The sequence below is a fragment of the Moraxella bovoculi 237 genome (assembly GCF_000696305.2).
GTDB lineage: Bacteria > Pseudomonadota > Gammaproteobacteria > Pseudomonadales > Moraxellaceae > Moraxella > Moraxella bovoculi.
This window is the reverse complement of sequence record NZ_AOMT01000043.1, coordinates 36985-63430: the sequence shown is the minus strand read 5'-3', so window position 1 is coordinate 63430 and position 26446 is coordinate 36985. Positions and strand designations below refer to the sequence as shown.

Here is a 26446-nt window from a genome sequence, read left to right as displayed (position 1 = left end):
TGGTGTTTTTTGTTTACTCTGCTGCTTATTCCAAGCTTTTTTTTGATTTGATCATCGCTGAGTTGGTGATGCTCTTCATTCCAAACCGATACTCGACCGCAGGTGGTCTTGATGTGCTTTAGATTAAATTCGCCTCGATTCACCCTAACGTAGAACATAACACGCTCACTTTTGTAATATTTGACTTCTGATCATTTAAATGGATTGGCTTTATGATAGGCAGGGTATTTTTTTCATCCTTTGAGGTTGATGGTTTGTCGGTTAATAGCGATTTACCGTAATGCCAACAGATCAGCCAAGCACCCACATAAACCAATAGCTCACTATTTTCTTCTAGGATAATGCCCATATCGCCAAGACCGAAGCTGCCACGTTCGCCCACATATTAAAACCCAATCAATAGCAACCAAGCCAATATCGGCAGCACTGGCAAGGCTTGATAGCGCAGCCATCGCCATGCTCGGCCACGGATTAAGCACGTCAGCGCAAATATCGCCATAGCCCCCACCAAAGTTTGGCCGTACAAGCGATTATGAACACCAAACCATATCGCATCAGCATCATACAGCACACCGCGCATCATGTTGGTCTCACGAACAACGAACACCAAAAATACCGTCGCCAAGCCATACCCAGAGAGCCGTCTGCGCTTGTATTCGTGTGTAGCCGTACAGACAAACGAAGGCTGCTAAGCCTAATAGTGCACATTGCAGATTCCCCATCAGCCCATGTTTGACATACCAAGCCATTGGTAAATACGGCGTCAAAAATGGCATGATCAATACCACCAGCACAAAGATCCAAAGCGCAGGATAACGAGACACACTCATGGGTTCAACATTCTTTTGATCGCCTCAGTACGCGTGGCATGATAGGCCTTTGTCTGCGGTGATGTTGGGTTTACCTTTTCAAAGGCATGATACACACCATTGATGACTTGTAGATCAGTTGCCAAACCTGCTTTTATTAAGCAGTTGGCATAATCAATGTCTTCATTCACGAACAGATCTAAACCACCGACCATGATATAAGTTCTTGGCAGACCTTTTAGCTCCTTTGCCATGCTCGCAGAATAATAGGGTAAATCACCATCACTAATGTCCCAACCACCCTTTAACAGCCCCCAGTCCAAGCGGTTGTATTCAGGTTTCCACACAAATTTGCACGCATAATCATTAGCATAAGGCGACTCTGCTGTACCTGTACGATGATCAAGTATCGGACAAATAAGCACCTGACCGGCAGGCTGATACTCGCCTAGATCGCGCACTTTTAGGGCGAGTCGTGCCGCTAGACCACCGCCAGCACTCTCGCCCATGATGATTTTATCCTCATCAAAGCCCAAACTCTCTGCATTATCAAACATATAAGACAAGGCATGATAAGCGTCATTAGTATCCGCCGGGAGGGGCGCATCGCCCGCCTGACGATACTCCACATTAACAACCACCGCACCCACTTGCTCGGCAGGCTCGAACAGCTCAGCGTTCTGCTGTACGGCACTACCCACCAAATAACCACCGCCATGAATAAAATAAATCACCGGCGACTTGTCAGCCCGAACCTTAGGTTCAAAGACATACATGTCCACAGCAGGTTGGTCACCTGCCTTCGGGGCGGTCAATTTACTTGTCGCTTGGTGCGCTGTGGCTAGGTTCTGCTTTAGCAAGTCAGCGTTGATTATTTGTAATATGGCACGCGTCTGATCAGGGTTAGCCAGATCCGCCTAAGCGATCATTGCATCTAAATTACCCAAGGCTGTCAATGCTGACACATCCTGATATTCAGGCGCAAGTAAATGTGCCGACTTGGATTGGGCTGGCTCTGACGCTGAAGCACTTAATGCAAAAGCAGAGATGAATGCGGCAATTAGAAGTTTTTTTCACAATAAAATTCCGATAAAATTCTGAGTATTGTTAATTTTAAATAACTCATGACCCCAGCTCAACCACCAATATTTTTAAAAACACGTAGTTTCATTAACAAAAATATAAAAATATTGTATGATCCAACAATAATTATTAAATTGTCGGAACATCGCCATGACCACCGATTTGCGTCCCAAACGCACCCAAAAAGCCATCAAAGAAGCCTTCGTTGACCTATTGCACGAACGAGATTACGATAAGATCAACATGCAAGACATCGTCACACGAGCGATGATTACTCGCTCCACCTTTTATCAGTATTACTTTAATAAAAGCGACCTAACAGGCAGGCTCATCGCTGAGATACGCTGCGGCTATGAGCAGTTTTTGTTTTTAAGATTTGGCAAGAACCCTCAAGAAGGCATTAAAGCTCACGAATCATTGACTCATCAAGACAGACGTCTCGCCCTGGCGTTACTAAAAATTCAAACGCCCAAGCACAATTTTTCGCTGCGAGATACATACACTGGTCAAGAATCAATTTTTGGCGTATGCCAGTGACCAAGACCCGAACTTAGATTGGGATTTTCATGCGGACAGCTATGCTGCGATGGTGCTACATACAGGCGAATATTACCTAAAAAAGGGCGAGATCTCAACGAAATAGAGACCTTGAAGGATTGGCAAAAAGTGATGTATACTCTACAGATTGGACTGATGGGTGATGATGGGTCATTCTCGTGTCAGGTATGATGATTTAGCACATAAAAAGAGGGCTAGGCCCTCTTTTTGTGGTTTTATTCATACAAATAACGCATCGACATCGGAGTGGTTAAATTCATACGACTGTCCACAGAATCCACAGTCCAATGACAGCTTACCGCCATGAGCATCTAGCGCGTGTAGTGCCTCTTCGTGGCCTATTTGCAAGATTGCGCCCTCGCTTTTTTCTTTAGAGCAGGTGCAGCCAAATTCAAGCTCGCTTGGCTCTGGAATCACCACATCTTCTTCGTGATATAAGCGATACAGAATCTCATCCGCCGCCAGATCAGTCAGCTCTTCATCCTTAATGGTGATGGTCAGGGCGCTCATGCGCTCCCACAGATCGGGGTCGTTCTCACGGTCCTCTTCTGTTTGTGGTAATAGCTGCACCAGAATACCACCTACACTTTCATCGCTCGTGGCGAGTTTCAACAGAGTTGGGATCTGAGCGGATTGTTTTTGGTAATGCGCCAAGCACTCCGCCAAATCATCACTCACTCGCTCAACGATGCCTTGATACGCTTCGCCACGCTCTGGATGGATGCTGATGAACAGCACGCCTTGCCCCAGCTTAGCAAAGGCGCTCTGACTGGTGGTATTCTGCTGCCATTCATCACTGTCGTGAAACCCCGCCAAAGCACGCACTTGCCCTGTGTGATCGCATTCTGCCATCGCCCAAGACAACAGGCTGTTCTCATCAGATGATTGTAATTGCACTGACAGTCTGCCATTAATCTTCAGCGTGCCGATTAATAGGCTGGCGGCCACGAGCATCTCACCCAAGAGCGCCTTGATGGCCGCAGGATAAGGTTTTTTATTGATGACACTTTGATACGCCTCATCAAGACGCACGACATCGCCGCGCACAGGCGACCCTTCAATAAAAAAACGTTGGCGATACTGGGTGGATTGATTCACATCATTCATGATTTATTTCTTAACTGGTAGAATTTACAGATAAATGGGGATGGGTTACCAAATTGCAAATCAGTGAACGATTTTTGGCAAAACTTTTCATATTCCTGATTTTTTTGAACATATTCCAAAATAGAAAATGCGCGCTCAACCAAGCTGACTTATAATACATTGCTAGATTTTTAGGGTAATTTAGTTCATTTTAGAATAAGCAAATTTATTTTTAAACCACTAGGACAACAAACTGCCAAAAAAGAGATCGCCATGAGTTTTAATTTTAATAATCAGCAAGATTTTTTGGACAACATCCAAAGCCTAGCCAACATTCATCTTAGTCCAAAAGTCATCGACATCGACAAAGGCTACTACCCACTGGCGGAGATGAGCGTACTGGGCAAGGCAGGATTGTTCGCGCCACACCTTAATGAATACGGCAACCGCCTTGATTTAGCGATTCTGGCGAATGCTCAGGTGGGTCGTGTCTGTGGCACAACAGGCTTTTTGATATGGTGTCATCAGGTGATGGGGTTATACCTTGACCAATCGGACAACACCGCACTAAAACAGCGCATTCTACCTGACCATATCATCGCCAATACCTTTGGCGGTACGGCATTATCTAACCCCATGAAAACTTGGGCGAACATCGAAAGCATGCGACTTGTCGCCAAAAAAGACGGGCAAGGCTATAGCATCAGGGGCACCCTACCTTGGATCAGCCACATCGCACCAGATCAATACTGCGGCGCGGTGGCACAGATTGAAGGCACAGACGATGAAGTGTTCTTTTTCTTACAATTTGACAAAGAACGCGCGGGCAAGTGGGAGCTACACGCATGCCCAACTTTCTCAGGCATGGAAGGCTCTAGCACTTGGCGCATCGAATTACAAAACTACCCAATCAGCACAGATGACATCATCGCCCTGCCCTGTAAGGACTTCATCAAGCGCATTCGCGGTGCATTCGTCCTGATGCAGATGGGCATTGGCGCTGGCATCATCATGGGCGCGATTGACGACGTCAAAGAAGGTACTGCGGTCAGTAACGCTTTCTTGGAAGACCAAGCAGGCACCCTGCAAGATGAACTGGATCGTCTGGTTGCACGTACCGCCGAGCTTGCCAAGACGCCATTTGAGACGCATACGGACTTTTTCTTGGATGTGCTGGATGTGCGCACCCAAGGCGGTATGCTTAGCCTAAAAGCCACCCAAGCCGCCATGCTCCATCAAGGTGCCAAGGGCTACCTCATGAGCGCAGCGCCGCAGCGTCGTCTGCGTGAAGCGCAGTTCGTCGCCATCGTTACGCCTGCCATCAAGCATTTGCGCTATCTGTCGCATCAGCTGATGAGTGAGCCGAACGTGCGCCGTGAGATTGAGTTTCACATCTGATTATATTTCAAATTAAACATTCAAATAACAATCAAAACGACTGGTCGATGATCACATCAAAATCGACCAGTCGCCCAAAATTCAAACAATCAAAAAAGGCAACCCATGACTACACCCACTGACGGACGCGGCGCTTGGCGTAAATTCATCTGCCTAGCATGTGGCTATATTTATGACGAAGAATTTGGTGATCCAGAAGATGGCTTGCCCGCTGGTACACGCTTTGAGGACATTCCTGACGATTGGCAATGCCCATTATGTGGTGTCAAAAAAAGCGATTTTGAACCCTATGACGACACCGAAGAGGCTCTAAACATCACCACGCCGATTTTTAATAGCCATAAAAAAGGCATCGTCATCATCGGTGCTGGTTTGGCTGGCTGGAGTGTGGTTGACGCTGTTCGCGCCTTGGATAAAGACATTCCTGTCACGCTTATCTGTGGCGACTCAGGTGATCGCTACCATAAGCCCATGCTATCAGTGGCCATCTCACAAGGCAAGACGCCTGCTGATCTGGTGCGCACCAGCGCCGTGCAATCTGCCACAGACAACCACATTCGTCTTCTGGCGAACACTTTCGTCACTCACATTGACACCGAGACACAAACCCTGCACACCACACGCGGCGATGTCGGCTATGATGATTTGGTGCTTGCGATCGGAGCGGCGCCTGCTTATCCGCCAACCATCGCCAAAGACGTCGCTCATCATGTCAATGACCTTCGTCGCTTTGACGCACTACAAAAAGCCTTAGCGCGCGACAATAAGCCCAAAAACATCGCCATCATCGGGGCGGGCATGGTTGGCACTGAATTGGCCGAGGATCTGGTCAACGCCGGGCATCAGGTTAGCTTAATTGATGTCAGCCCACGTCCATTATCAGCATTTTTACCAAAAGTAGCAGGTGAGCGCATCCTAAACGCCATCACCGCCAAAGGCATCACCTGGCTGGGCTTTAGCATGGTCAATGATGTGGCAGTCACGCCATCAAGCTATGAGATCGCACTGCTAGACTGCAACGATAATAGCACTCGTACATTATCATTTGATGAGGTGATTGTCGCGACAGGCTTGGCGGTGGATGAACGTCTGCCAACACGTGCAGGTGTTGACTTCAACAAGCGCACAGGCATTGCCGTGCATCAGCACACCCTACAGACCAGCGTGCCGCACATTTATGCTCTAGGCGACTGCATTAGCATCGATGGCGTGCCTTGTCGTTATGTTGCGCCGCATCGCGCCCAAGCAACTGCCATCGCTCACGAAATCCTAGGCGTGGCACATTCAGGCTACGAACACAAAGCGCCAATGATTCGCCTAAAAAACAAAAACATCAACGTCACCGCCAATGGCAATCCTAGAGCTGATGGCGACTGGCGCATCATCAAGGATGACCCTGCCGAGCTGTCGCTTGAGATGGTGGACGATGCTGGTGAAGTGATTGCAAAAGCTCTACTAAAATCACCTCAAAGCTAAATCATCATAACCATATGACAATTTGGCATATATTGTCAGCCGTTATTCTTTATTATAATAGCGGCTGATTTTATTTTCCGATTTTAGAATATTATTAAAGTTAACATGAGCAATATCTTTCGTCCTTATGATCCTAATTCACATCTTGGCTGCACATGCGGGCAGCACAGCACCCAAGCTGACTGCGACCGTGCCAGTGCGTTTGGACAATTAAACCAAAACGTACAACCAAACTCCCAAACCGAGCAAGCTGCTGCCGATTTTGTTGAAGCTGCCGCCGTGCGAGCACTACTCCCTCATGAGCCGACTCGCCGAGCCTTTCTAAAGACAGTGGGCGCTGGCACTGCAATGGCAGCCATGGGTAGCCTTCTGCCATTATCTGCCTTACAGGAAGCTGCCGCAGCCGATCGACTGAATCCCGAGAAGAAAGACTTAACCATCGGCTTTATCCCGATCATCTGCTCAACGCCGCTCATCATGGCAGACCCGCTGGGCTACTATGCCGAGCAAGGCATCAATGCTAAGCTGGTCAAGCGTGCTGGCTGGGCGCTCGTGCGCGATCAGATGATGAATCGCGAGCTGGACGCTACGCATTTTCTGGCGCCGATGCCGCTTGCCATCACGTTGGGTCTAGGCTCTGCCAAGCAAGACATGAAAGTCGCCTGTATCCAAAACGTGAACGGTCAAGCCCTCGTGATGTCTCTAAAACACAAAGACAATCGCGACCCACGAAACTGGAAAGGCATGACCTTTGCCATTCCATTTGAGCACTCAATTCACAACTATCTGCTGCGTTATTTCCTGGCGGAGCACGGACTTGACCCAGATAAGGACGTGAAACTGCGCTTAACCACACCGCCCGACATGATCGCCAACCTAAAAGCCGGCAACATTGATGGCTTCTTTGGGCCTGAGCCTTTCAACCAACGCGCCGTCTGGGATAAGGCAGGCTACATTCACACATTGAGCCGTGATATTTGGAACGGTCATCCTTGTTGCAGTTTTGGCACATCCCAAAGCTTTATCAATGACAATCCGCAATCATTCCTAGCGATGTATCGCGCGATTCTAAAAGCCAACGTCATGGCGAATAAGCCTGAAATGAAAAAAGAGCTGTCCAAGATCTTATCGCCTGCCAACTATCTAAACCAGCCAGAGCTTGTGATTCGCCAAAGCTTAACAGGTCGCTTCGCTGACGGCATTGGCAAAGTCCAAGACGTGCCAGATCGCACAGGCTTTGACGTCATGCCTTGGGAGTCTTTGGCGGTATGGATGCTCACGCAAATGAAGCGCTGGGGCTATCTAAAAGGCGATGTCGATTACCAAAAACTCGCCCAAGAAGTATTCTTATTGACCGATGCCAAAAAACAAATGCAAGCAATGGGCTATGAATTTAGCGACGAAAAATCCATCACCGTCATGGGCAAGCCTTTTGACCCAAGTCGCCCTAATGAATACATCTCAAGCTTTCCTATTCGCGCACAATAACATAATAAGTAAAAACAATGAGTTTATTTAATAAATTAACCACCCAAACCAAGGCGTATCTCGTCACCGCCTTTATCGTGCTCGCCACGCTTGGTATCTGGCAGGCGGCGACTCTGCCCACACAAGTCACCGCACCCACCGACCCGATCGCCTTAGAATACGAAGTGCTGATGGGCAACATTCCTGAGCACACACCCGCAGGTGCCGTCGTCGCCAGTACCGAGAGCGAATTTCCCAGCCCAAAACGCTTCGCTGCCACTGCCATCGAGCATCTGTCTGATCCATTTTATGACAAAGGCTTGAACGACAAAGGCATCGGCATTCAGCTTGGTTATTCAATTGGCAGGGTACTGCTGGGGTTCTTATTGGCCGCATTGGTTGCCATTCCACTAGGTTATGTGCTTGGCATGAGTAAGGTTCTAGATAAAGCCATCTCGCCTTTTGTGCAGCTGTTAAAGCCCATCTCGCCCCTAGCGTGGATGCCGATCGCCCTTTATACGATCAAAGACTCAAATCTATCAAGCATTTTTGTGATTTTTATTTGTTCGGTATGGCCGATGCTGACCAACACCGCCTTTGGCGTGGCAAGTGTTCGCCGAGAATGGCTGAACGTCGCCAAGACGCTTGAAGTTGATCCACTCACCACCGCCAAAAAAATCGTCCTACCTGCTGCTGCACCCACCATCGTCACCGGCATGCGCATCTCTATGGGCATTGCATGGCTTGTGATTGTTGCTGCTGAAATGCTCGTAGGCGGTACAGGCATTGGTTATTTTGTATGGAACCAATGGAACAACTTATCCATCGTGAATGTCATCTTTGCCGTGCTGCTCATTGGCGTGGTCGGCATGGTGCTCGATTGGTTATTTGCATTATTACAAAAAAAGGTAAGCTATGTCGAATGATGTTAACAACACGACTGACAACGTGTTAATCAGTGTACAAAATCTTTCTAAACGCTACGCTAAAGATGCGCCGAATGTCTTTGAAAAGGTCAATTTCGACATCAAGAAGAACGAATTCATCTGTCTCATCGGACACTCTGGCTGCGGTAAATCCACCATCTTAAATGCCTTAGCAGGACTTGAACATCAAACAGGCGGTCAAATCCTAATGGAGGGTGTCGAGGTGGTCGGACCCAGCCTTGAGCGCGGCGTAGTGTTTCAGTCGCACGCTCTACTGCCGTGGCTGACAGTTGCCGATAATATTGGCTTTGCCATTGATGCGCGCTACAAAGGCATCTCAAAGAGCGAAAAAGAACAAAAAATCCGCCACTACTTGTCTTTGGTGGGACTAGAAAACGCCATGCACAAGATGCCATCAGAGCTGTCAGGCGGCATGAAGCAACGCGTCGGTATCGCGCGCGCCTTCGCCACCGAGCCTAAGATGCTGCTGATGGATGAGCCATTTGGGGCGCTTGATGCCCTAACGCGCGGCAATATCCAAGATGAACTGGTGAGCATCATCGAGAAAACCCAGCAGACGGTATTCATGATCACCCATGACATCGATGAGGCGATTTTGCTTGCCGATCGCATTTTCTTAATGAGTAACGGCCCACAAGCAAAACTGGCAGAAATCGTGGTCAATACCCTGCCGCATCCGCGCACTCGTGAACACATCCACCACGACCAAGGCTATTATCGCATCCGCAATCACTTGCTTGATTTTTTGGTGAATCGCAGCAAGAAACTCCAAGCCCAACAAGAAGAATTCACCGCCCCAAAAGTGGTGTATCCTGCCAGAGACAACTGGGATTTATTATAATTTTAATTGTCTTAAAACACCGTCAATTGGCGGTGTTTTATTTTTGTAATATTTGATGGCAATCATTTCCACCCCATCCCAAAATCCACTATAATATTAGCGCCAATAAAAAGCATCCGTGATATTGGTTTTGTTAGGGTAATTTTGCCATTTTTATAGATTTTTTGATACTAAGGAACAATATATGTGCGGTATCGTTGGGGCTATTCGTAGCCAAGCTAATGTGGTGGATTTTTTGACCGACGGTCTAAAACGCCTAGAATATCGTGGCTATGACTCGTCTGGCATCGCTGTATTTAGCGAAGAAGAGAATAAAATCAAACGCGTGCGCCGCGTGGGTCGTGTGGCACTCATGGAGGAGGCTGCCAAAGCCAAAGGATTATTCGGTCATATCGGCATCGGTCACACGCGCTGGGCCACGCATGGCGGCGTAACTGAGCCTAATGCGCATCCGCACATCTCAGGCGGCACGATTGCTGTGGTACATAATGGCATCATTGAGAACTTTGAAGCGGAGCGCGTGCGCCTAGAGGCTTTGGGCTTTGAATTTGAATCACAGACTGACACCGAGGTCATCGCTCACAGCATTCATCACGAATACACCCAAAATGATGGCAATCTCTACCGCGCTGTACAGACCGCTTGCTCGCGTTTTCACGGGGCGTACGCCATCGCCGTCATCACTCCAGACGATCCCACTAAGATGGTTGTGGCACGCATGGGCTGTCCTCTGTTGATTGGCTTTGGTGAAGGCGAAGTGTTCATTGCATCTGATGTATCAGCAGTAGTGTCATTTACTCGTCAAGTCACCTACCTAGAAGATGGCGACATCGCAATCTTAACCGCAGATGGCGTTGACACCCTACTAGATAAAAATGGCAACACGCCTGAACGCCAAGTCAAGACCTCTCAGCTATCTTTAGCAAGCCTTGAGCTTGGTCCATACAGTCACTTCATGCAAAAAGAAATCAACGAGCAACCAAAAGCTGTCGCTGACACCGCAGAGATCTTCTTAGATGGCGGCTTTATTCCTGAGAACTTCGGCGAGAATGCACCTGCCATCTTCAACGAAATCAACAGCATTAAGATTCTGGCGTGTGGCACATCTTACTATGCCGCTCTGACAGGTAAATACTGGTTAGAATCGATCGCCAAGATCCGCTGTGATGTTGAGATCGCCAGTGAATATCGCTATCGTGACGTCATCGCCGACCCCAAGGAGCTGATCATCACCATCAGTCAATCAGGCGAGACACTCGATACGATGGAGGCGTTGAAATACGCTCAAGCTCAAGGTCATGTACACAGTCTATCCATCTGCAACGTCCTAGAATCTGCCTTACCACGTAACAGCTCTCTTGCCATCTATACTCGTGCTGGTGCGGAGATTGGCGTGGCAAGCACCAAGGCATTCACCACGCAGCTTGTGATATTATTCGGCCTGGCTGTGACATTGGGCAAGCTTCGCGGTCACATTAGCGAAGCTGACGTTATGAAATTCTCTGAAGAGCTACGCCTGCTGCCAGGCAGTATTCAGCATGCCATTAACCTAGAACCTCAGTTATCAGCATGGGCACAAAAATTCGCCACCAAGCCATCTGCTCTGTTCTTAGGTCGCGGCATTCATTATCCGATTGCCCTAGAAGGCGCTCTCAAGCTAAAAGAGCTAACCTACATCCATGCCGAGGCTTATCCTGCGGGCGAGCTTAAGCATGGACCATTGGCGCTGGTTGATGAAAATATGCCTGTGGTGGTCATCGCCCCCAATGACAAGCTGCTTGACAAGGTCAAAGCCAATATGCAAGAAGTCGGCGCACGTGGTGGCGAATTGTTCGTCTTGACTGACCTTGACAGCGACTTCACCGAGACTGATGATGTACGCGTCATTCGCACCCCGCGCCATGTAGGCGTGCTATCGCCGATCGTGCACACCATCGCAGTTCAACTCCTATCCTACCATGTCGCACTGGTGCGCGGCACAGACGTGGATAAGCCAAGAAACCTTGCAAAATCGGTCACAGTCGAATAAACCACAAAAACCGCTCAAATTTTTGAGCGGTTTTTAATTTAAAGAGACAGTACTGCACTGATTGGCAAATGGTCGGACAGATTCGACCACGGTATGCCTGCATGAACAGTTGCGCGGTGGATTTGTAAATTACGCACATAGATTCTGTCTAGGCTCAGTACTGGTAGCTTGGCAGGATAAGTGGCAGGATACATCCCGTGCAAATGATGAAAAACCTCAGTCATGCCAAGCGATTCCAACACTTGAGTGGATTTTTTACTCCAATCGTTAAAATCACCAGCCAAGATTAACGGCACATCCTTACCAATCACGCCATCGATATAATCAATGATCGCCTGATATTGCTTGATGCGATCACGGTGCAATAGATTTAGATGCGCGCACAACACCACCACAGGTCTCTCCCAGCCCTCAGGATGGATCTCGCAGTGCAGCACGCCGCGCTTCTCAAGACGGCTAACTGTGATATTTACATTATGCTTAGGGTCGAGTGGGTGACGAGACAGCACTGCATTGCCATGATGCCCATGCTCATATTCCACATTCTTGCCATAGCTGTCTTTTAGAGCTAAATATTCACCAAACCATTCATGCTGAGACTGCTTAGGGTATTCATTAAATGACATAGCGCGTTTTAAGTTCTGTCCTTGGACTTCTTGCAAGCACAGTACATCAGGGTCAATGGAGGCGAGCGCATTCGCCATGCCATTTAGCTTGACCAGACGATTCATCGGCGACATGCCTTTGTGGATATTATAACTAATAACGGTAATCGGATTCATATAATTAAAAATGACGCAATCAATATTGCGTCATTTTAGCATGGTTTATGAGTTTGGCAATTTTTATCTAGGCTTGTTAAACCTTAGTCATTGCCAGCTCTTTTGGTTTAGTAACGCGTCACCAGTGCGATGTCAGTATCTGCGATGATCTCCTTTGGTAAGAACACCACTTCACCGCCATGTGCGCTGACCAGCTCAATGATCTCGCCCACCACATCATCGGTGACACCGTCAGCGGCTGCATCATCACTTAGCGTGATGCTCTGGTTCGCCTCATCAACCACCGCAGGCTGAATGTAGCCGATACGTACATACAGACGCTCGCCGATGCCTTGGAAGGCAGCTTGGTAGATCGCTTGCAAATCGGTGCGTAGCAGATTATTGCCGCGGGCAGCTTCCATCTCGCCTAGGCTAGATTCATGGCGAGAAGCGCGATAAGATTCGACTGATTCGTTCAGGCTGTCAATAATGTGCTGAGCCGAGCCATCCTCTAGGTCAGTGACGTTATCCGCTGAACCTGCGATGATGTCAGGGCGGTCGCATACGTCTTTATAGAAGCTGATATTACGCGCATCGCCAACAACGAATAGCGATACATTGTCCTGAGACTTACCAATCAATTCTTGGACGCTTTTATCAACACGATTTAGGAATTCTTTTAGATAATTATCCTCATTCGATGCTGCGGAGCGATCCGCACCACTGGTGGTATAGAGCGAAGTATTATCGATTGGGAACGTCAGATTCTGCATGTCGGTTTGCTCTGGTGTTGTATCATCAAACTCACGCACGACACGGTTATTCACTGCCTCAATCAGTCTGGCATGTGTGCGAGTCACCACGAGCGCATAGTAATGCACTGAGTGCGCCAAGTCACGCACAAAGTCGCGTGTGGCGAATTTCTTATCAACAACCACGCGAGGTGTGGCATCAACTGGCAAGCGCAGTACCTTAGCCTCGTCCGCCGTCGCAAAAATCGCTAAGCTGTCTAGATTATAGTTATGGTCGTAATCTGTTAGCGCCTCTTCCACTTTACCCAAAATCGCATCGCTGGTGCGCTTATCATACTCGTTGGTTAGACGCTCTGCCGCCTCAGACAGTCCATTTTTTAGGGCGATAGGGTCTTGTTCGTTCTCAGGGTGGGTGCGATGTGTCTTTACAATGACAGAAAGCGCAGGATCTGCGGTCACGCCACGAAGCTGTTTTAGGGTAGATTTCATTGATAAGGACATGATAGGTTTCCTTCTTATAGTGCATTATTTATCAGGCTTCTCGCCTGCCAAAGTAGTCAAATTCCCCACTACTTAAAACTCAATATAACAGCTATTCCCACAATGTTATAGTGGTTCTATGCAAAGATTTATGACAGATTTTTTACAATAGTTATCTTTTGTGAACAAATTTTAGCCATCTTAAATTTTGTAATCAGCCTTGCTTTTTGGCATGCTAACATTGCAAAAGCCCTTGTCCGCCCTTATAATTTTGACAACAGCAAAAAAAAGCGAGAACACCCATGAGCATTAATTTTAATAGCGCAGATTTTGACGAGCGCTTACATTTGGTGGATTTTAATAAAACCACCCCACAAGCCCTCACCCAAGCAACCCACGACGCCTTAGACGCTGCCCATGCTTTTTTGGATGACTTAGAAGCCGGCAAGATGGACATGGATGGCGAACCGCTTGCCATCATTGATCAATTTGACACCCTAAGCCATGCCATTCATCGGCCTTTTGGGGTGCTATCTCACCTAAATAGCGTGATGAATAACGAAGAGATTCGCCATGCACATCATGAAATTCTGCCAAGATTGAGTGAATTTGGCGTAAGAGTTGGTCAATCAAAAGCCCTATATGATCTGTACAAGACCCTACAAAACGACCTAAAAGACAGCGGTGACTTTGCCCGTGTGCGCGCAACTTTCTTAGCACTGCAAAGTTTTGATCTGTCTGGAGTTAGCCTGCCTGATGATAAAAAAGACCAATTCGCCAAAATTCAAAGCGAGCTGTCGCTGCTGTCCGCTCAGTTCTCGGATAATGTCTTGGATGCCACAGGCGCGTTTGCCTTGCCTTTAACCCAAGAGCAGTTAGACGGCATCACCCCAAGCGGTCTTGCCCTACTAAAGGCGGCAGGCGACAACCATAAAGCCAAGCACCCCAATGCAACCCTGCCCACCGACTATGTCGCGACCCTAGACATCCCCATGTATCTGGCTGTCATGCAGTACGCCACCGATCGCAACCTGCGCGAGACTCTATATCACGCCTACAACACCCGCGCATCCGCAGAATCGACATTCGAAGGTCAAAAAGACGACAAACCTAGCAAATTTGACAACAGCGACATCATGACGCGCATTTTGGCATTACGCACACAAAAAGCCAATTTGCTAGGCTTTAAAGATTACACCCAGCTATCCCTTGCCACCAAGATGGCAGACAGCCATGATGAGATCGAACGCTTTTTGTTGGATTTGGCTAATAAGGCGCGACCATTTGCCCAAAAAGACTTGGCACAAGCGCAAGAGTTCGCCAAGGCACTCGGCATCGAAGACGTGCAGCCTTGGGACGTGCCGTTCATCAGCGAGAAACTCCAAAACGCCAAATACAGCCTAGACAGCGAAGCGATTCGCCCTTATTTCCCTGTGCCTGTGGTGCTAGATGGCATGTTTGACATAATTCATGAGCTGTTTGGCGTGCGCTTTATTGCCAAAGATGCGCCTGTCTGGCATAAGGATGCGCAGTTCTATGAAGTGCATGGCAAAGACGGCTTGATCGGTGGCGCATACATTGATCTATACGCACGCGCGGGCAAATCTGGCGGTGCATGGCTGTCAGACTTTCAGGGCAAACACCAAAGACTAGACGGCAGCCAGACTCTGCCTGTGTGCTTTGTGGTGGGAAATTTCTCGCCTGCGGTGGATGGTAAGCCAAGCCTGCTGACCCATGATGAAGTGCTGACTTTATTCCATGAATTTGGCCATGCACTGCATCATCTACTGACTCGTGTCAACATCGCCGATGTGTCGGGCATCAGCGGTGTAGAGTGGGATGCGGTCGAATTGCCCAGTCAATTCATGGAGAACTTCGCTCGGGATAAGGAAGGCATCGCCAAAATCAGCCGCCATGTTGAGACAGGCGATCCACTGCCTGATGACAAGCTAAATGCAATGCTTGCCGCCAAAAATTTCCAATCTGGATTACAAACACTGCGCCAAATTGAATTTAGCCTGTTCGATTTGCGCATGCATGCGGGTAATTTGACAGACTGTGCAGAGATCATGACCACATTGAATCAGGTTCGCGATGAAGTGGCTGTCATCATGCCGCCAAGCAATAACCGCTTTGCAAACAGCTTTAGCCATATCTTTGCTGGCGGCTATGCAGCAGGCTACTATTCTTATAAATGGGCGGAACTGCTGTCGGCAGATGCCTTTGGTGTATTTGAAGATCATGCCGGCGATACAGGCGTCATCAACCCTGTGATTGGCAAGGCATTTTATGATAGCATTCTGGCGATGGGTGGCTCACGCACCGCCAAAGAGAACTTCACCGCCTTTGCAGGGCGTGAGGCGAAGATCGATGCGCTGCTACGTCATAGCGGCTTTGAGGTGGCGTGATGCGTTACCAATCAACCCGCCCAAAACGCCAATTCCTCGCAGGTGTGGCTTGCCCAAAATGCCGCACCATGGATGCCATCGTTCAGATACAGTTGTTCGAGCCTGAGTTTGACGAATGGATCGAGTGCACCGCCTGCGACCACAGCGAACGTCGCCCCACCATTGATGAAACAGCCGCCATGCGTGAACAAGATAGTCACGATGGCGTAGGCGTGGTTAAATTTAAATAAGGATTATCATGAATCTGCACGACATCAGAGAAGACTACAGCAAGCAAGAACTGAGCGAATCGCACTGCCATGCCGACCCATTGATGCAGTTTCAGGCGTGGCTGAACGATGCCATCACCGCCCAAGTGAACGAACCGACCGCCATGAACATTGCCACCGTCGATGAAAATGGTCGCCCCAGTAGTCGCATGGTACTACTAAAAGAAGTCAACGATGATGGCTTTGTGTTTTTTAGTAATTATCACAGCCGCAAAGGCAAGGCGCTGTCCACCAATCCATTCATCAGCATCACTTTTTTTTGGCCTGAGCTTGAACGTCAGGTGCGCATCGAGGGCATGGTGGAATACCTAAATGAGACAGCCTCTGACGAATATTTTGACAGCCGCCCTTACACCAGTCGTATTGGCGCATGGGCAAGCGAGCAAAGCCAAGTCATCTTAGATAAGTCAGTCATCGTCAAACGCGCGGCTTTATTTGGGGTCAAACACCCCCTACACGTGCCACGTCCACCACATTGGGGTGGGTATTTGGTGCGTGCTGATGCGATTGAATTTTGGCAAGGTCGCCCATCACGCCTACACGATCGCATTCGCTATCGCTTGGATGATGATGCTTGGGTAAAAGAGCGCCTTGCCCCCTAGTTAGTCCATCCATCAAAAAAGAGCAGACCAAAAAGCCTGCTCTTTTTTGTTTTTATGACATCATCCACCATTAAGAACGTATAGACAATGCCTTCGCTTTTATCGCTTGGATTTACCAAAGATGCGCTTATTATTCATCTCATTAATGGCGGTCTCAATCTCAGCATTGTCAAGGCTTGCAGTATGACGTAGCAGCTGCATCATGTCAGGATTGAGCACGAATTTGGCATTTTGGGCGATTTTATCGATACGCTCATCAAAAATCAGCACGCCGGATTCGTCCGTTTTGACATAATCTAAGCGCTTTAATGTGTCGATAAAGCTTGTAAATAACGCCTTATCAAACATGTCAGGCAAATCATCAGCATACAGCACCGAGATGCGCTGACCAAGCACGTGGCACAGATTAACCACTTGCTCTGTGGTTAGGCGACCGCTGCCCTGCTCGGACAATAACGCCAATGCCATGAAATAACGCTCAAGACTCTGTTGGGCAGGACTTGCCAACACCAACAGCTGTTGATAACTTGGCGAATTAGTCTCTGGTACGCCAAGCACGCCATCACCCAGATCCACAATCAAGCCCTCAGCGATGAGTACACTTAACGTCTCATCGGTTAGATTCTCAATGCGTTTTAATGCAGTGTTTAAGAATAATTCCGCCTGCAAAAACGGATACATCAATGTGGTGATGGCATCAAGCTTCTCACGATAAATGCGTCCATTGCGCTGCACCAGAGCCGCCAAGAAACTCGCCATGATGAACACGTGCAAGATGTTATTTCTAAAATAGCTTAACAGCGGTGCTTGCTTGTCCGCCACACGAATCATGTCGCCAAGCACATGCGGCGTACGCTCGATGAGTTTTAGCTTCTCGCCATAAGCCAGAATCTCACTCGGCGGCAGATCGGTGATGTGCGTGTCTTCATCGTACGGCAGCGCACGAGCGATGCGCTGATACAGGGCGATCTGCTCGATGCACTGATCTTCATCAAGCGCCGACTTAGGTGTAGATAGCAGCGCCAATGCAATGAGCGATACAGGATTTACGACCGCAGATTTATTGATGTTTTGCAGGACTTTGACGCCTAAGTTCTGCACCATTGCGTGCGTGTTCTTGGTGTTCTCTTCGCTGTTGTCTTTGGCAGATACAGAGAATTTCTCCATAAAATCATTCAAATGCAAAGGCTCGCCAAATGACAAATGCACCGTGCCAAAGATACGCTCGATCTTACGTGCGGTTTTTAGTAGCCCTAGCCAGTTCTCAGATTCTTTTGGCTTGCCTTTAAGCTCACCGACATAAGTCGCCCCCTCCATGATGCGCTCATAACTGATGTAGGTTGGAATAAAGACGACAGGCTTGGCAGGTTCACGCAGGTGACTGCCCACCGTCATGGCAAGCATGCCAAGCTTCGGCGGTAATAGACGACCCGAACGCGAACGACCACCCTCAATGAAATATTCCATCGGAGCCGCACGCTGCATCAGACTGTGCACATATTCTTTAAATACCGTACTGTACAGCGCATTACCCTTAAAGCTACGACGCATGAAGAATGCCCCGCCGTTACGCAGCAGCTCGCCCAATACAGGAATATTCAAGTTCTCGCCAGCTGCAATGTGCGGAATGCGAAGACCTCGCTTATAGATCACATAGGACAGCAGCAGATAATCCATGTGACTACGATGACAAGGCACATAGACGATCTGATGATCAGGGGCAAGCTGTCGCACACGCTCAAAATTACGCACTTCAACCCCGTCATACAGTCGTGTCCACAGCCACGTCAAGAAATGATCAAAGAACCTAAGCACCGAATGCGAATAATCACTGACGATCTCGCTTAGGTATCCCGATGCTTCTTTTTTGACCGCATTGATGGATTTGCCTGATTCGGCAGCTTCTTTTTCGATGACGGCTTGCACCACTGGCGATGACAGGATCTCACCTGCCACATTGCGCCTATCTGATAAGTCAGGCCCGACGATGCTAGTGCGCTGCTTATCCAAGAATCCTTTTAGTCTTAGATTAATCGTGCGTGACAAATCATCGCCAACGCCTGCTTTGGCATCAGTGATGAGTTTTTGTAAGGATTTGGCTTCAGAGAATCGAACAAAGGTATCACGCCCCATCACGCCAATGTTAAATAGCTGCTTAGGGATGCTCGGCGAGCTCCATTCATCTGCCATCAACAGGCGAAACATCGATTCTTCTTTGTCAGGAGCGCGCCCCCATAGAATCGTCACAGGCACCAGATTCACATCCAGCTCAGGATTATCAAGGCACGCCCTGACCAGCCGCTCAAGACGTGGCGACACGCTCTCGCGTTCTTTGTTGCGCCCATGTAAGAACACCATCGCAGATGACTCATTAAGTCCGCGCGAATGAATCTCGGCCAGCGCTGACGGCAAATCCAGTTCATCTGTCATCATGCCCACAAGCAAACTGTTCGAACGTGAATAATCTCGAATCACATAGAAAGTTGGATTCTCGTTATCGATGATGGGTGCTTCGCCGATGACAGTAGGCTTTACTGCCAGTGACAAGCCCTTGGCAGACACACGGCGATAAGGATTGGGCGATGCGATCGGATGGCGCGGTTTTGCTTTCACCTCTTGATCATCATGGTTGCCCCGATCATGCGATTCGTGCGTGATGAGCACGTTCTTTTTTGACTTGTCGCCTTTACCGAACAACTGGCTTAACTTATTAGGGAGTTTTAACATAAAATAATGATAATAGTTTGTCGTATATGGCAGTCATTTTACCATTTTTTTGTGATTAGGGAATGATTTGGGCGAAAAAAGTTCTCGCACCAATCATCAAGCCTGACGATGGCCGCGATGATTAAATACATAAAATTCATACCAATGCGTCACAAGCGCCATGCATAATCACTGTGACAAATATTGACAATCGACTGATGCAGATAGATAATAAGCCTTTTGATGAATATCAATTCAATTTATAGATATATAATTTTAATCACGAAATAGCCGCACGCCATGACTCATATTTTTGCAAAAAGTGATGACCCAAAAGACTTGGTCGCTGATTTATTAAAAACCATCGCCCTAAAACAAACCGCGCCTGACGTATTCGTTGCGCCCAGCTTTGATTATGTTGGTCCTAGGATTTTTGGAGGGCAAGTATTGGCGCAGGCGCTCATGGCGGGGGCATTGACCTTAGAGTACGACAAGCCTTGTCATTCTTTGCATGGGTATTTTTTGCGCGGTGGTGATGTTCGTTTGCCGGTGACTTATCAAGTGCGCCGCCTGCGTGATGGTAGAAGCCTGTCGGCACGTGAAGTCATCGCGGTTCAGTATGTGCCAAATGATGCCGGCGAGCTGAATGAACAGGTAATCTTCTCGATGATAGCATCATTCTCGCCCATGGAAGGCGGGCTTGAATACCAAGAACCGATGCCTAAATATCCAGAGCCCGACTCGCTATTAAATGAACAAGAGTTAAAATCATCCTATGTCGGCAACGTCCCAGAAGCCCTAAAAGCACGATTCATGCGAAAACGCCATGTTGAGATCAAGCCCATCGATCCTCGCGACCCCATCGCACCTAAGCCCATGCGCCCACGTCAAGCCAACTGGCTACGCATCAGCGAGCTGGGTGAGCAGCCTGTAGCGGTGCATCAAGCGCTACTTGCTTTCGCGTCGGATTTTTATTTGGTGGGAACGGGTCTGATGAGTCATGGGCTTAGCTACCTTAGTCGCGGTCTGCAAGTCGCCAGCATCGACCATTCCATGCATTTTCATCGCCCATTTGACATCAACGAATGGATCTTATATGACATGTGGAGCGACACGACGAGCCACGCCAAGGGTCTTAACCATGGTCAATTTTGGCAAAATGGTAAACTCGTCGCCACCACCCAACAAGAAGGTCTGATGCGCCTGCATCTAGATACAAAGGCATAGTCATGTCAAAGCGCGCTCTTGTTGTGATTGGCGCTGCATTGCTGTGCGCCTGTGATACTGCTGACACCACGCAGACCAAGTCACTCACCGATAAGCAAATCACCAAACTCATCCCTAAGCGCGTCGATGGACGAGCCTCGTGGGCGGCCGACATTGCTAAGATCTTCGATGGACTAAAGATCCCCAAGAACACTCAGAACATCTGCACTGCGATTGCCGTCATCGACCAAGAGTCTAATTTTGATGCTGATCCGCGCGTACCAAACCTAGGCAACGCCTCACTAAAGGCGATCGATGAGAAACTAGAAGCCAAATTCGGCAAGACACTTGCCAAGACCTTTCTTACGATGCTTGAAACCAAGCCGACCAAAGATGACAGCTTTATCAAGCAAATTAAGCAAGTAAAAACCGAGCGCGAACTGGACGAACTGTATCAAAAAATCTTTGATTACTTTGCCAACACTTATAAAGTCTCAGGGCTTGCCCACATCACCAAGCTGACTGGCGAAGGCATCGATGAGCGCATCAACCCCATCACCACACTGGGGTCGATGCAGGTTCACATCGACTACGCGCGCGCGCATCGCCGCAGCAACATGAGCGATCGCACCCTACGTGCTGATCTGTATAGCCAGTACGGCGGTCTGTACTATGGCATTCATCGCCTCATGATGTATAAGGCCGATTATGATAAGCCACTGTATCGATTCGCCGATTATAATTCTGGCATGTATTCAAGTCGTAATGCCGCCTTTCAGCAGCGCATCAGCAGCCTAAGCAAACAAAAAATCGACATCGATGGCGATCTTTTGCTCTATGATGGCAGTAGCCCACTGAGCAAAAAAAGCCAAACCGAAACCGTACTCATCAAGCTTTTGGCGACAGCACCGACACCCATTAGCGAACGCCAAATCCGCAGCGACCTAAAAAAAGAAAAAACCAAAAGCTTTGAAGACACTCAAAGCTACCGCGCGATCAGTGAGATGTTCAAGAAAAAATACGGGCGCGACCCAAGCTACGCCATCATGCCACAAGTCGTCATCTCAGGACCGAAGCTAAGCCGAGATTATAATACCAACTGGTTCGCCACCCGAGTCGATAAGCGCTATCAGACGTGCATGGCGACCGCCAAACAGCATAAGATCAAGATCTAACCATGACCGTCGTCGCACGCACACCAACCACGATCATCACAGGCTTTCTGGGCGCGGGCAAGACCACGTTTATTAATGTCTTGCTGGCTCACAAAAACGCCTTGAACATGGCGGACAAATGGGCGATTTTGGTGAATGAGTTTGGTAAGATTGGCATTGATGGCAAGCTTTTTACCGATAATGATGTCGCGATTAAAGAAGTGAGCGGCGGATGCATCTGCTGTACCAATCAGCTACCGCTACAGATCGCCTTGGTTCGCTTGCTCTTTGATCATAAGCCCAGTCATCTGATCATCGAGCCTACGGGTCTTGCCCATCCTGATGAGCTATTAAGTCAGCTGGGCGCACCGCATTGGCAGGCCAATCTTGACTTACGCGCCACCATTTGCGTCCTAAACGCCGCCCAATGGCAAGAAGAGCATTATCGCAATCACGATGGCTATCAAGTGCACGTCAAATTCTCAGACATCGTCGTCATCAACCGCACCGAGACGCTTAGCACTGATCAATATCAGGCGCTGAATGATTGGATCGGTAGCATTCACCCTGATGTGCAGATCATTGACATGAACACCACTTCTGCCGATGAGCTTATGGCATTACTTGGCAAAATGCCAACGCCCAAACTGCAGCCTATCAAAGTTGCATTAAACCCTTTGGCTGTCAAGCCCGCAACCACAAACACGAACACAACCAACGACACAGACAGCACCGAGCTGCCCTATCGCTATCATGATAAGATGGCAAGCTTTTACGTGGGCGGATGGCGACTCCCAAAAGAATGGCGATTCAATGGTCATGAACTACAAAAATGGCTACTAAACCTCCCTCATTATGCTCGTATCAAAGGCATCATTCACACCCAAGATGGCTGGATTAGCCTAAACATCACCCAAGAGAGCATCAGCATCCAAGACAGCGACGCACAGGAAGACAACCGTCTAGAGTTTATCCTACACCAAGAGATGGATTGGAATGGACTAGATGGTGAGCTTATGGGATTTTTGATAGGTGAGTGATATTAGATCACTCGAACACCTTAATCAATTTTTGCTGCGTGTCCACCACCACGTTTGAGCCAATGCCCACCGTAAATAACGGCTGCGTGTGGGCAAAATCCATGTCATACATCACGGGCACACGCCCCAAAATGGGGTGCTTATCAAAAATCGCTCGCAACAGCCCATCAGTCATACCCACATCTGTCGGCACACGCCCAAACAGCACTGCCTTGGGGTCTGGGTAGGTTTGCAAAACGGCAGCCAGTTGCCGTGCAAAATCCATGACATCATAGCCCTCTGCCATTTCTAACATAATGACATAATCGCCAAGCGTATCCACCTTTGGGGCGTAAGGCGTGCCGTTTAGCAGACAAAACGTGGATAAATTACCGCCAATCAGCCGACCGCTCGCCCGCCCTTCTGTATAAAATTGCCAACGGGTGTCAAAAAATTGGCGGGTGCAGTCAGGCAAAAACCACAAATCAGACGACCATTTATCACTAGGGATAAGCTCGTATTGGCTTTGGGTCAAGGCTTGTGTCCACATGGCGGACTGATAGTCTTGCAACTCATTCATCTTAAAGGACGAATAGCTTGCTCCCATATAGGTTATCATGCCTGTCTTGGCAAAAATGGCGGTCAAAACGGCAGTTGTGTCAGAATAGCCACAGATGATTTTTGGATTGGCTTTGATAAACTCATAATCCAAATAAGGCAACAATTCATTGCTATTAAATCCGCCAATGGTCGCCAAAATCGCCTTGACACTTGGGTCGGCAAATGCCTTGTGCAAATCGTCCACACGCTCGGCAATGCTTGCTGAGCCAAACTCATCATTGGCAAGATAATTATCCGAAAATGACACGGCATAGCCCATGCGCTCAAGGCGGACTTTGGCGGATAAATTGGCATGAAATCCGCCAATACGTGCCACAGAGCTTGACGGGCTGATGATGCGAATGTGGTCGCCTTGGCGTAATTTTGGCGGGGCAAAAATGTTCATGATTGTCCTTAATATTGAGATAGAATTTTGGGATTATAGCATTATTGTACCTATGGTCAAGTGGTTCATTTGCCCCATAAAAAAGGGCGAATTATTCCGCCCTAATATTTTTTAAACATCTTTAAAATACATTATTACCCTACATCCAGTCTCTATCCGCCACTTCTTCGGTATTACTTGGCAGACGAGTCACTAGCACTTGGTCAATCTTATAATGGTCAATGTCCACCACTTCAAATTTAAGATTTTCATGCACGACGAAGTCAGCAGGGCGCGGAATCTTACGCAAGCGATACATGATAAAGCCCGCCAGCGTCTCATAATGATCCCAATCTTCAAATTCCACCACATCAAGCGCATGCTTGACATCATCAATGGGCGTACTACCATCGATGAGCCAAGAATTCTCATCACGGCGGATGATCTGCTGTTCTTCTTCGATGGGCGACCCCCAGTCCCCCATGACCGTCATCATGATGTCGGACAATGTGATGACCCCGACCACCCACGCATACTCGTTGATGACGACCGCGAATTTTTCTTTACTGGCACGAAATTTATCCAAAAGCTCAGAAAGGGTCAGCGTATCAGGGATAATCAGCACGTTACGAATGGTAGATTCATTTAACTGCACAAAAGACTGATTATTCAAAAATCTCACCAAAATATCCTTGGTATCAACATAACCAATCACTTGATCGATGGTCTCGCTACACACCAAGAACTTCGAATAAGGATACTCGGCGATTTTTTGGCGGATGGAATCTTCAGATTCCCCCAAGGTAAAATACACCACGTCTTCACGAACGGTCATCGATGACGGCACGGTACGCTCTTCTAGCTCAAACACATTTTCAATAAAATGCTGCTCTTGTTGTAGTACCACGCCCGCTTCTGCGCCTGCGTCCATGATGGCAGAGACGTCATCAAAGGTAATACTCTCTTCTCGCACAGTGTTAATCTTGAATAGGCGAAAGGTCACATTGGCAATGCCGTTAATGATCCACACCAAGGGCTTGACCACCTTAATCACCAGCAGCATCGGATTAATGACCGCTAGGGCGACCTTTTCGGGGTTAATCATCGCGATGCGCTTGGGGATTAAGTCAGCATATAGAATAAAGACCAGTGTCACTACTGTAAAACTGGTAAAAAAGGCGATGCTCTCCGTCCATTGACCTTGATAAAAATGTCCAATCAACTCGGCAAAATAAGGACGAAGCGCCCCTTCACCCACCGAACCGCCAAGGATGGCGACCGCATTTAGTCCGATTTGGCTTGTGGCAAAAAAGTCGGCAGAGTTTTCTTGTAGGTGCATGATCTTATCAGCGCGATTATCGCCACTTTCGGAGATGAGCTTTAATTTGATTTTTCTTGCCCCTGCCAAGGCAATCTCAGAAATTGAGAAAAAGCTTGATACCAAAATCAAGACCAAAATCATCAAAAGATGTTGTAATAACTCCACGGCAATTCCAATCATTGAAATTTAAAAATATGTGATAAATTTTATCGGGTGTGCGTACAAAATTCAAGTGCAGCCCTGTTTTCATTCGGCCTTAGCCAAAAGCACTAAAAAGACGGCATTCACGCCGCCTTTGGGTTTATTTGAGCTGACAGTGTACCACTTGCCCTTTGATGCCACTTGCCTCATCTGTCATCAGATAGACATAGGCCGGCATGATGTCTTCAGGTGTCTTTAGCGTATATGGATCTTCACCTGGGAATGCGTGGGCGCGCATGTTGGTGCGGGTCGCGCCAGGGTTGATGCAGTTGAAGCGTAGCGCAGTCAGACGCTGTGTCTCTTGGGTGAAAATCTCGCTCATGCCTTCGATGGCTTGTTTTGATAACGCGTACGCCCCCCAAAATGCTCTCACTTGTGCCACGCCTGAACTTGTGAATACCACCGAGCCGCTTTGAGCGGTTTTTAATAACGGTAACAAGGCTTGAGTCAGCATGAACACAGCCGTGGTGTTAATGTACATCACCTGCTCAAAGGTGATCGGGTCATACATCTCCAAAGGCGTCAGCGCCCCAAGAATTGCCGCGTTATGCAGTACCCCATCCAAGCGACCAAACTCCTTCTCAATAAGCGTGGCAAGCTCATTCATCTGGGCAAAAGTTGCTTTCTCCAGATCCATCGGCAAGATGGCAGGGGTTGGCAAGCCTAGGCTCTCGATCTCATCGTACACCGCCTCAAGCTTAGCTTGGGTCCTACCTAATAATAATACCGTCGCCCCGCATTTGGCATAAGTTAAGGCGGCGACCTTGCCAATGCCGTCGCCTGCGCCGGTTACTAGGATGATTTTATCTTGCAGGCTGTCCGCTTTTGGCGTGAAATTTAAAATCTCTTCATGGTTAATTTGTGCACTTTGCATGTGTATTCCGTGTT

General features: G+C 48.2%; 25 protein-coding genes. 14 read left to right on the top strand and 11 right to left on the bottom strand.

Features of this window, described 5'->3' with window-relative positions:
• Positions 1 to 139: 139 nt before the first annotated feature.
• From MBO_RS09285 to MBO_RS09270, 4 genes are read right to left on the bottom strand one after another with little or no spacing between them, the layout of a single operon-like run.
• A complete protein-coding gene (locus tag MBO_RS09285; RefSeq protein ID WP_036367008.1) occupies positions 140 to 382 on the bottom strand; it encodes a hypothetical protein in 243 nt (80 codons plus the stop codon).
• Between the two features lie 3 nt (positions 383 to 385).
• Positions 386 to 625 carry a hypothetical protein gene (locus MBO_RS09280; protein WP_152545140.1) on the bottom strand — a complete coding sequence of 80 codons (240 nt, stop codon included), beginning with the start codon at positions 623 to 625 and terminating at the stop codon, positions 386 to 388.
• Positions 591 to 830, bottom strand: coding sequence for a hypothetical protein (locus MBO_RS09275; RefSeq protein WP_036367004.1), 240 nt, complete (start codon positions 828 to 830; stop codon positions 591 to 593). Before MBO_RS09275 ends, MBO_RS09280 begins: the two co-directional genes overlap by 35 nt.
• Positions 827 to 1669, bottom strand: coding sequence for an alpha/beta hydrolase (locus MBO_RS09270; protein ID WP_197972010.1), 843 nt, complete (start codon positions 1667 to 1669; stop codon positions 827 to 829). Before MBO_RS09270 ends, MBO_RS09275 begins: the two co-directional genes overlap by 4 nt.
• A gap of 373 nt (positions 1670 to 2042) precedes the next feature.
• On the opposite strand from MBO_RS09270, the gene MBO_RS09265 reads away from it, so the two are divergent.
• A complete protein-coding gene (locus tag MBO_RS09265) occupies positions 2043 to 2429 on the top strand; it encodes a TetR/AcrR family transcriptional regulator (RefSeq protein WP_052585424.1) in 387 nt (128 codons plus the stop codon).
• A complete protein-coding gene (locus tag MBO_RS10270) occupies positions 2413 to 2535 on the top strand; it encodes a hypothetical protein (protein ID WP_265013597.1) in 123 nt (40 codons plus the stop codon). Before MBO_RS09265 ends, MBO_RS10270 begins: the two co-directional genes overlap by 17 nt.
• A 134-nt stretch (positions 2536 to 2669) precedes the next feature.
• On the opposite strand, the gene hslO is transcribed toward MBO_RS10270, so the two are convergent.
• Complete coding sequence (gene hslO, locus MBO_RS09260; RefSeq protein WP_036367003.1) at positions 2670 to 3557, bottom strand: Hsp33 family molecular chaperone HslO; 888 nt, start codon at positions 3555 to 3557, stop codon at positions 2670 to 2672.
• Between the two features lie 252 nt (positions 3558 to 3809).
• On the opposite strand from hslO, the gene MBO_RS09255 reads away from it, so the two are divergent.
• The 6 genes from MBO_RS09255 to glmS all read left to right on the top strand — a co-directional run bounded on the left by MBO_RS09255 (position 3810) and on the right by glmS (position 11694).
• Positions 3810 to 4934: an acyl-CoA dehydrogenase family protein gene (locus MBO_RS09255; RefSeq protein ID WP_052585423.1), complete on the top strand. Its 1125-nt coding sequence runs from the start codon at positions 3810 to 3812 to the stop codon at positions 4932 to 4934.
• Positions 4935 to 5039: 105 nt separating this feature from the next.
• Positions 5040 to 6410, top strand: coding sequence for an FAD-dependent oxidoreductase (locus MBO_RS09250; RefSeq protein WP_036367000.1), 1371 nt, complete (start codon positions 5040 to 5042; stop codon positions 6408 to 6410).
• Positions 6411 to 6515: 105 nt separating this feature from the next.
• Complete coding sequence (locus tag MBO_RS09245) at positions 6516 to 7898, top strand: ABC transporter substrate-binding protein (protein ID WP_036366999.1); 1383 nt, start codon at positions 6516 to 6518, stop codon at positions 7896 to 7898.
• Positions 7899 to 7915: 17 nt separating this feature from the next.
• The gene (gene ntrB / locus MBO_RS09240; protein ID WP_036366998.1) at positions 7916 to 8803 is read left to right on the top strand and encodes a nitrate ABC transporter permease; all 888 of its coding nucleotides are present in this window, start codon (positions 7916 to 7918) and stop codon (positions 8801 to 8803) included.
• Positions 8793 to 9665 (top strand): ABC transporter ATP-binding protein, encoded by an 873-nt coding sequence (locus MBO_RS09235; RefSeq protein WP_036366997.1) that lies wholly within the window; start codon positions 8793 to 8795, stop codon positions 9663 to 9665. Before ntrB ends, MBO_RS09235 begins: the two co-directional genes overlap by 11 nt.
• Before the next feature lie 184 nt (positions 9666 to 9849).
• Entirely contained in the window at positions 9850 to 11694 is a 1845-nt protein-coding gene (gene glmS, locus MBO_RS09230) for a glutamine--fructose-6-phosphate transaminase (isomerizing) (RefSeq protein ID WP_036366996.1), read from the top strand.
• A 38-nt stretch (positions 11695 to 11732) separates the two neighbouring features.
• On the opposite strand, the gene MBO_RS09225 is transcribed toward glmS, so the two are convergent.
• Entirely contained in the window at positions 11733 to 12476 is a 744-nt protein-coding gene (locus MBO_RS09225; RefSeq protein ID WP_036366993.1) for an endonuclease/exonuclease/phosphatase family protein, read from the bottom strand.
• A gap of 107 nt (positions 12477 to 12583) precedes the next feature.
• On the bottom strand, positions 12584 to 13708 hold the full coding sequence (locus MBO_RS09220; RefSeq protein ID WP_227712722.1) for an AOC03_06830 family ribosome hibernation factor: 1125 nt from the start codon (positions 13706 to 13708) through the stop codon (positions 12584 to 12586).
• A 281-nt stretch (positions 13709 to 13989) separates the two neighbouring features.
• On the opposite strand from MBO_RS09220, the gene MBO_RS09215 reads away from it, so the two are divergent.
• Genes MBO_RS09215 through pdxH form a run of 3 tightly spaced genes read left to right on the top strand, consistent with a single transcriptional unit; the run spans position 13990 to position 16966 of the window.
• Positions 13990 to 16095 (top strand): M3 family metallopeptidase, encoded by a 2106-nt coding sequence (locus MBO_RS09215; RefSeq protein WP_036366988.1) that lies wholly within the window; start codon positions 13990 to 13992, stop codon positions 16093 to 16095.
• Positions 16095 to 16325: a YheV family putative metal-binding protein gene (locus MBO_RS09210; protein WP_036366985.1), complete on the top strand. Its 231-nt coding sequence runs from the start codon at positions 16095 to 16097 to the stop codon at positions 16323 to 16325. The genes MBO_RS09215 and MBO_RS09210 overlap by 1 nt, the downstream gene beginning before the upstream one ends.
• Positions 16326 to 16333: 8 nt before the next feature.
• Positions 16334 to 16966, top strand: coding sequence for a pyridoxamine 5'-phosphate oxidase (pdxH, locus tag MBO_RS09205; RefSeq protein ID WP_036366982.1), 633 nt, complete (start codon positions 16334 to 16336; stop codon positions 16964 to 16966).
• Positions 16967 to 17065: 99 nt separating this feature from the next.
• Here pdxH and plsB read toward each other — a convergent pair whose 3' ends face one another.
• Complete coding sequence (gene plsB, locus MBO_RS09200) at positions 17066 to 19693, bottom strand: glycerol-3-phosphate 1-O-acyltransferase PlsB (protein WP_080702254.1); 2628 nt, start codon at positions 19691 to 19693, stop codon at positions 17066 to 17068.
• 279 nt (positions 19694 to 19972) lie between these two features.
• On the opposite strand from plsB, the gene MBO_RS09195 reads away from it, so the two are divergent.
• Genes MBO_RS09195 through MBO_RS09185 form a run of 3 tightly spaced genes read left to right on the top strand, consistent with a single transcriptional unit; the run spans position 19973 to position 23072 of the window.
• Entirely contained in the window at positions 19973 to 20899 is a 927-nt protein-coding gene (locus tag MBO_RS09195) for an acyl-CoA thioesterase (RefSeq protein ID WP_052585422.1), read from the top strand.
• A gap of 2 nt (positions 20900 to 20901) precedes the next feature.
• Complete coding sequence (locus MBO_RS09190) at positions 20902 to 22053, top strand: DUF1615 domain-containing protein (RefSeq protein WP_036366973.1); 1152 nt, start codon at positions 20902 to 20904, stop codon at positions 22051 to 22053.
• A gap of 2 nt (positions 22054 to 22055) precedes the next feature.
• Positions 22056 to 23072 carry a CobW family GTP-binding protein gene (locus tag MBO_RS09185; RefSeq protein WP_046701527.1) on the top strand — a complete coding sequence of 339 codons (1017 nt, stop codon included), beginning with the start codon at positions 22056 to 22058 and terminating at the stop codon, positions 23070 to 23072.
• A gap of 7 nt (positions 23073 to 23079) precedes the next feature.
• Here MBO_RS09185 and MBO_RS09180 read toward each other — a convergent pair whose 3' ends face one another.
• The 3 genes from MBO_RS09180 to MBO_RS09170 all read right to left on the bottom strand — a co-directional run bounded on the left by MBO_RS09180 (position 23080) and on the right by MBO_RS09170 (position 26432).
• Complete coding sequence (locus MBO_RS09180; protein ID WP_036366971.1) at positions 23080 to 24057, bottom strand: S66 family peptidase; 978 nt, start codon at positions 24055 to 24057, stop codon at positions 23080 to 23082.
• Between the two features lie 139 nt (positions 24058 to 24196).
• Positions 24197 to 25522 (bottom strand): hemolysin family protein, encoded by a 1326-nt coding sequence (locus MBO_RS09175; RefSeq protein ID WP_036366969.1) that lies wholly within the window; start codon positions 25520 to 25522, stop codon positions 24197 to 24199.
• 136 nt (positions 25523 to 25658) lie between these two features.
• Positions 25659 to 26432 carry a YciK family oxidoreductase gene (locus MBO_RS09170; RefSeq protein WP_036366967.1) on the bottom strand — a complete coding sequence of 258 codons (774 nt, stop codon included), beginning with the start codon at positions 26430 to 26432 and terminating at the stop codon, positions 25659 to 25661.
• Between the last annotated feature and the right edge of the window lie 14 nt (positions 26433 to 26446).

Excerpts from the sequence above, each read along its gene's own strand:
- glmS (WP_036366996.1), top strand. The coding sequence starts at position 9,850 with ATGTGCGGTATCGTTGGGGCTATTCGTAGCCAAGCTAATGTGGTGGAT.
- MBO_RS09210 (WP_036366985.1), top strand. The coding sequence starts at position 16,095 with ATGCGTTACCAATCAACCCGCCCAAAACGCCAATTCCTCGCAGGTGTG.
- MBO_RS09235 (WP_036366997.1), top strand. The coding sequence starts at position 8,793 with ATGTCGAATGATGTTAACAACACGACTGACAACGTGTTAATCAGTGTA.
- hslO (WP_036367003.1), bottom strand. The coding sequence starts at position 3,557 with ATGAATGATGTGAATCAATCCACCCAGTATCGCCAACGTTTTTTTATT.
- ntrB (WP_036366998.1), top strand. The coding sequence starts at position 7,916 with ATGAGTTTATTTAATAAATTAACCACCCAAACCAAGGCGTATCTCGTC.
- MBO_RS09195 (WP_052585422.1), top strand. The coding sequence starts at position 19,973 with ATGACTCATATTTTTGCAAAAAGTGATGACCCAAAAGACTTGGTCGCT.
- MBO_RS09185 (WP_046701527.1), top strand. The coding sequence starts at position 22,056 with ATGACCGTCGTCGCACGCACACCAACCACGATCATCACAGGCTTTCTG.
- MBO_RS09190 (WP_036366973.1), top strand. The coding sequence starts at position 20,902 with ATGTCAAAGCGCGCTCTTGTTGTGATTGGCGCTGCATTGCTGTGCGCC.
- pdxH (WP_036366982.1), top strand. The coding sequence starts at position 16,334 with ATGAATCTGCACGACATCAGAGAAGACTACAGCAAGCAAGAACTGAGC.
- MBO_RS09255 (WP_052585423.1), top strand. The coding sequence starts at position 3,810 with ATGAGTTTTAATTTTAATAATCAGCAAGATTTTTTGGACAACATCCAA.
- MBO_RS09265 (WP_052585424.1), top strand. The coding sequence starts at position 2,043 with ATGACCACCGATTTGCGTCCCAAACGCACCCAAAAAGCCATCAAAGAA.
- MBO_RS09170 (WP_036366967.1), bottom strand. The coding sequence starts at position 26,432 with ATGCAAAGTGCACAAATTAACCATGAAGAGATTTTAAATTTCACGCCA.
- MBO_RS09225 (WP_036366993.1), bottom strand. The coding sequence starts at position 12,476 with ATGAATCCGATTACCGTTATTAGTTATAATATCCACAAAGGCATGTCG.
- MBO_RS09180 (WP_036366971.1), bottom strand. The coding sequence starts at position 24,057 with ATGAACATTTTTGCCCCGCCAAAATTACGCCAAGGCGACCACATTCGC.
- MBO_RS09245 (WP_036366999.1), top strand. The coding sequence starts at position 6,516 with ATGAGCAATATCTTTCGTCCTTATGATCCTAATTCACATCTTGGCTGC.
- MBO_RS09220 (WP_227712722.1), bottom strand. The coding sequence starts at position 13,708 with ATGTCCTTATCAATGAAATCTACCCTAAAACAGCTTCGTGGCGTGACC.
- plsB (WP_080702254.1), bottom strand. The coding sequence starts at position 19,693 with ATGTTAAAACTCCCTAATAAGTTAAGCCAGTTGTTCGGTAAAGGCGAC.
- MBO_RS09250 (WP_036367000.1), top strand. The coding sequence starts at position 5,040 with ATGACTACACCCACTGACGGACGCGGCGCTTGGCGTAAATTCATCTGC.
- MBO_RS09215 (WP_036366988.1), top strand. The coding sequence starts at position 13,990 with ATGAGCATTAATTTTAATAGCGCAGATTTTGACGAGCGCTTACATTTG.
- MBO_RS09275 (WP_036367004.1), bottom strand. The coding sequence starts at position 830 with ATGAGTGTGTCTCGTTATCCTGCGCTTTGGATCTTTGTGCTGGTGGTA.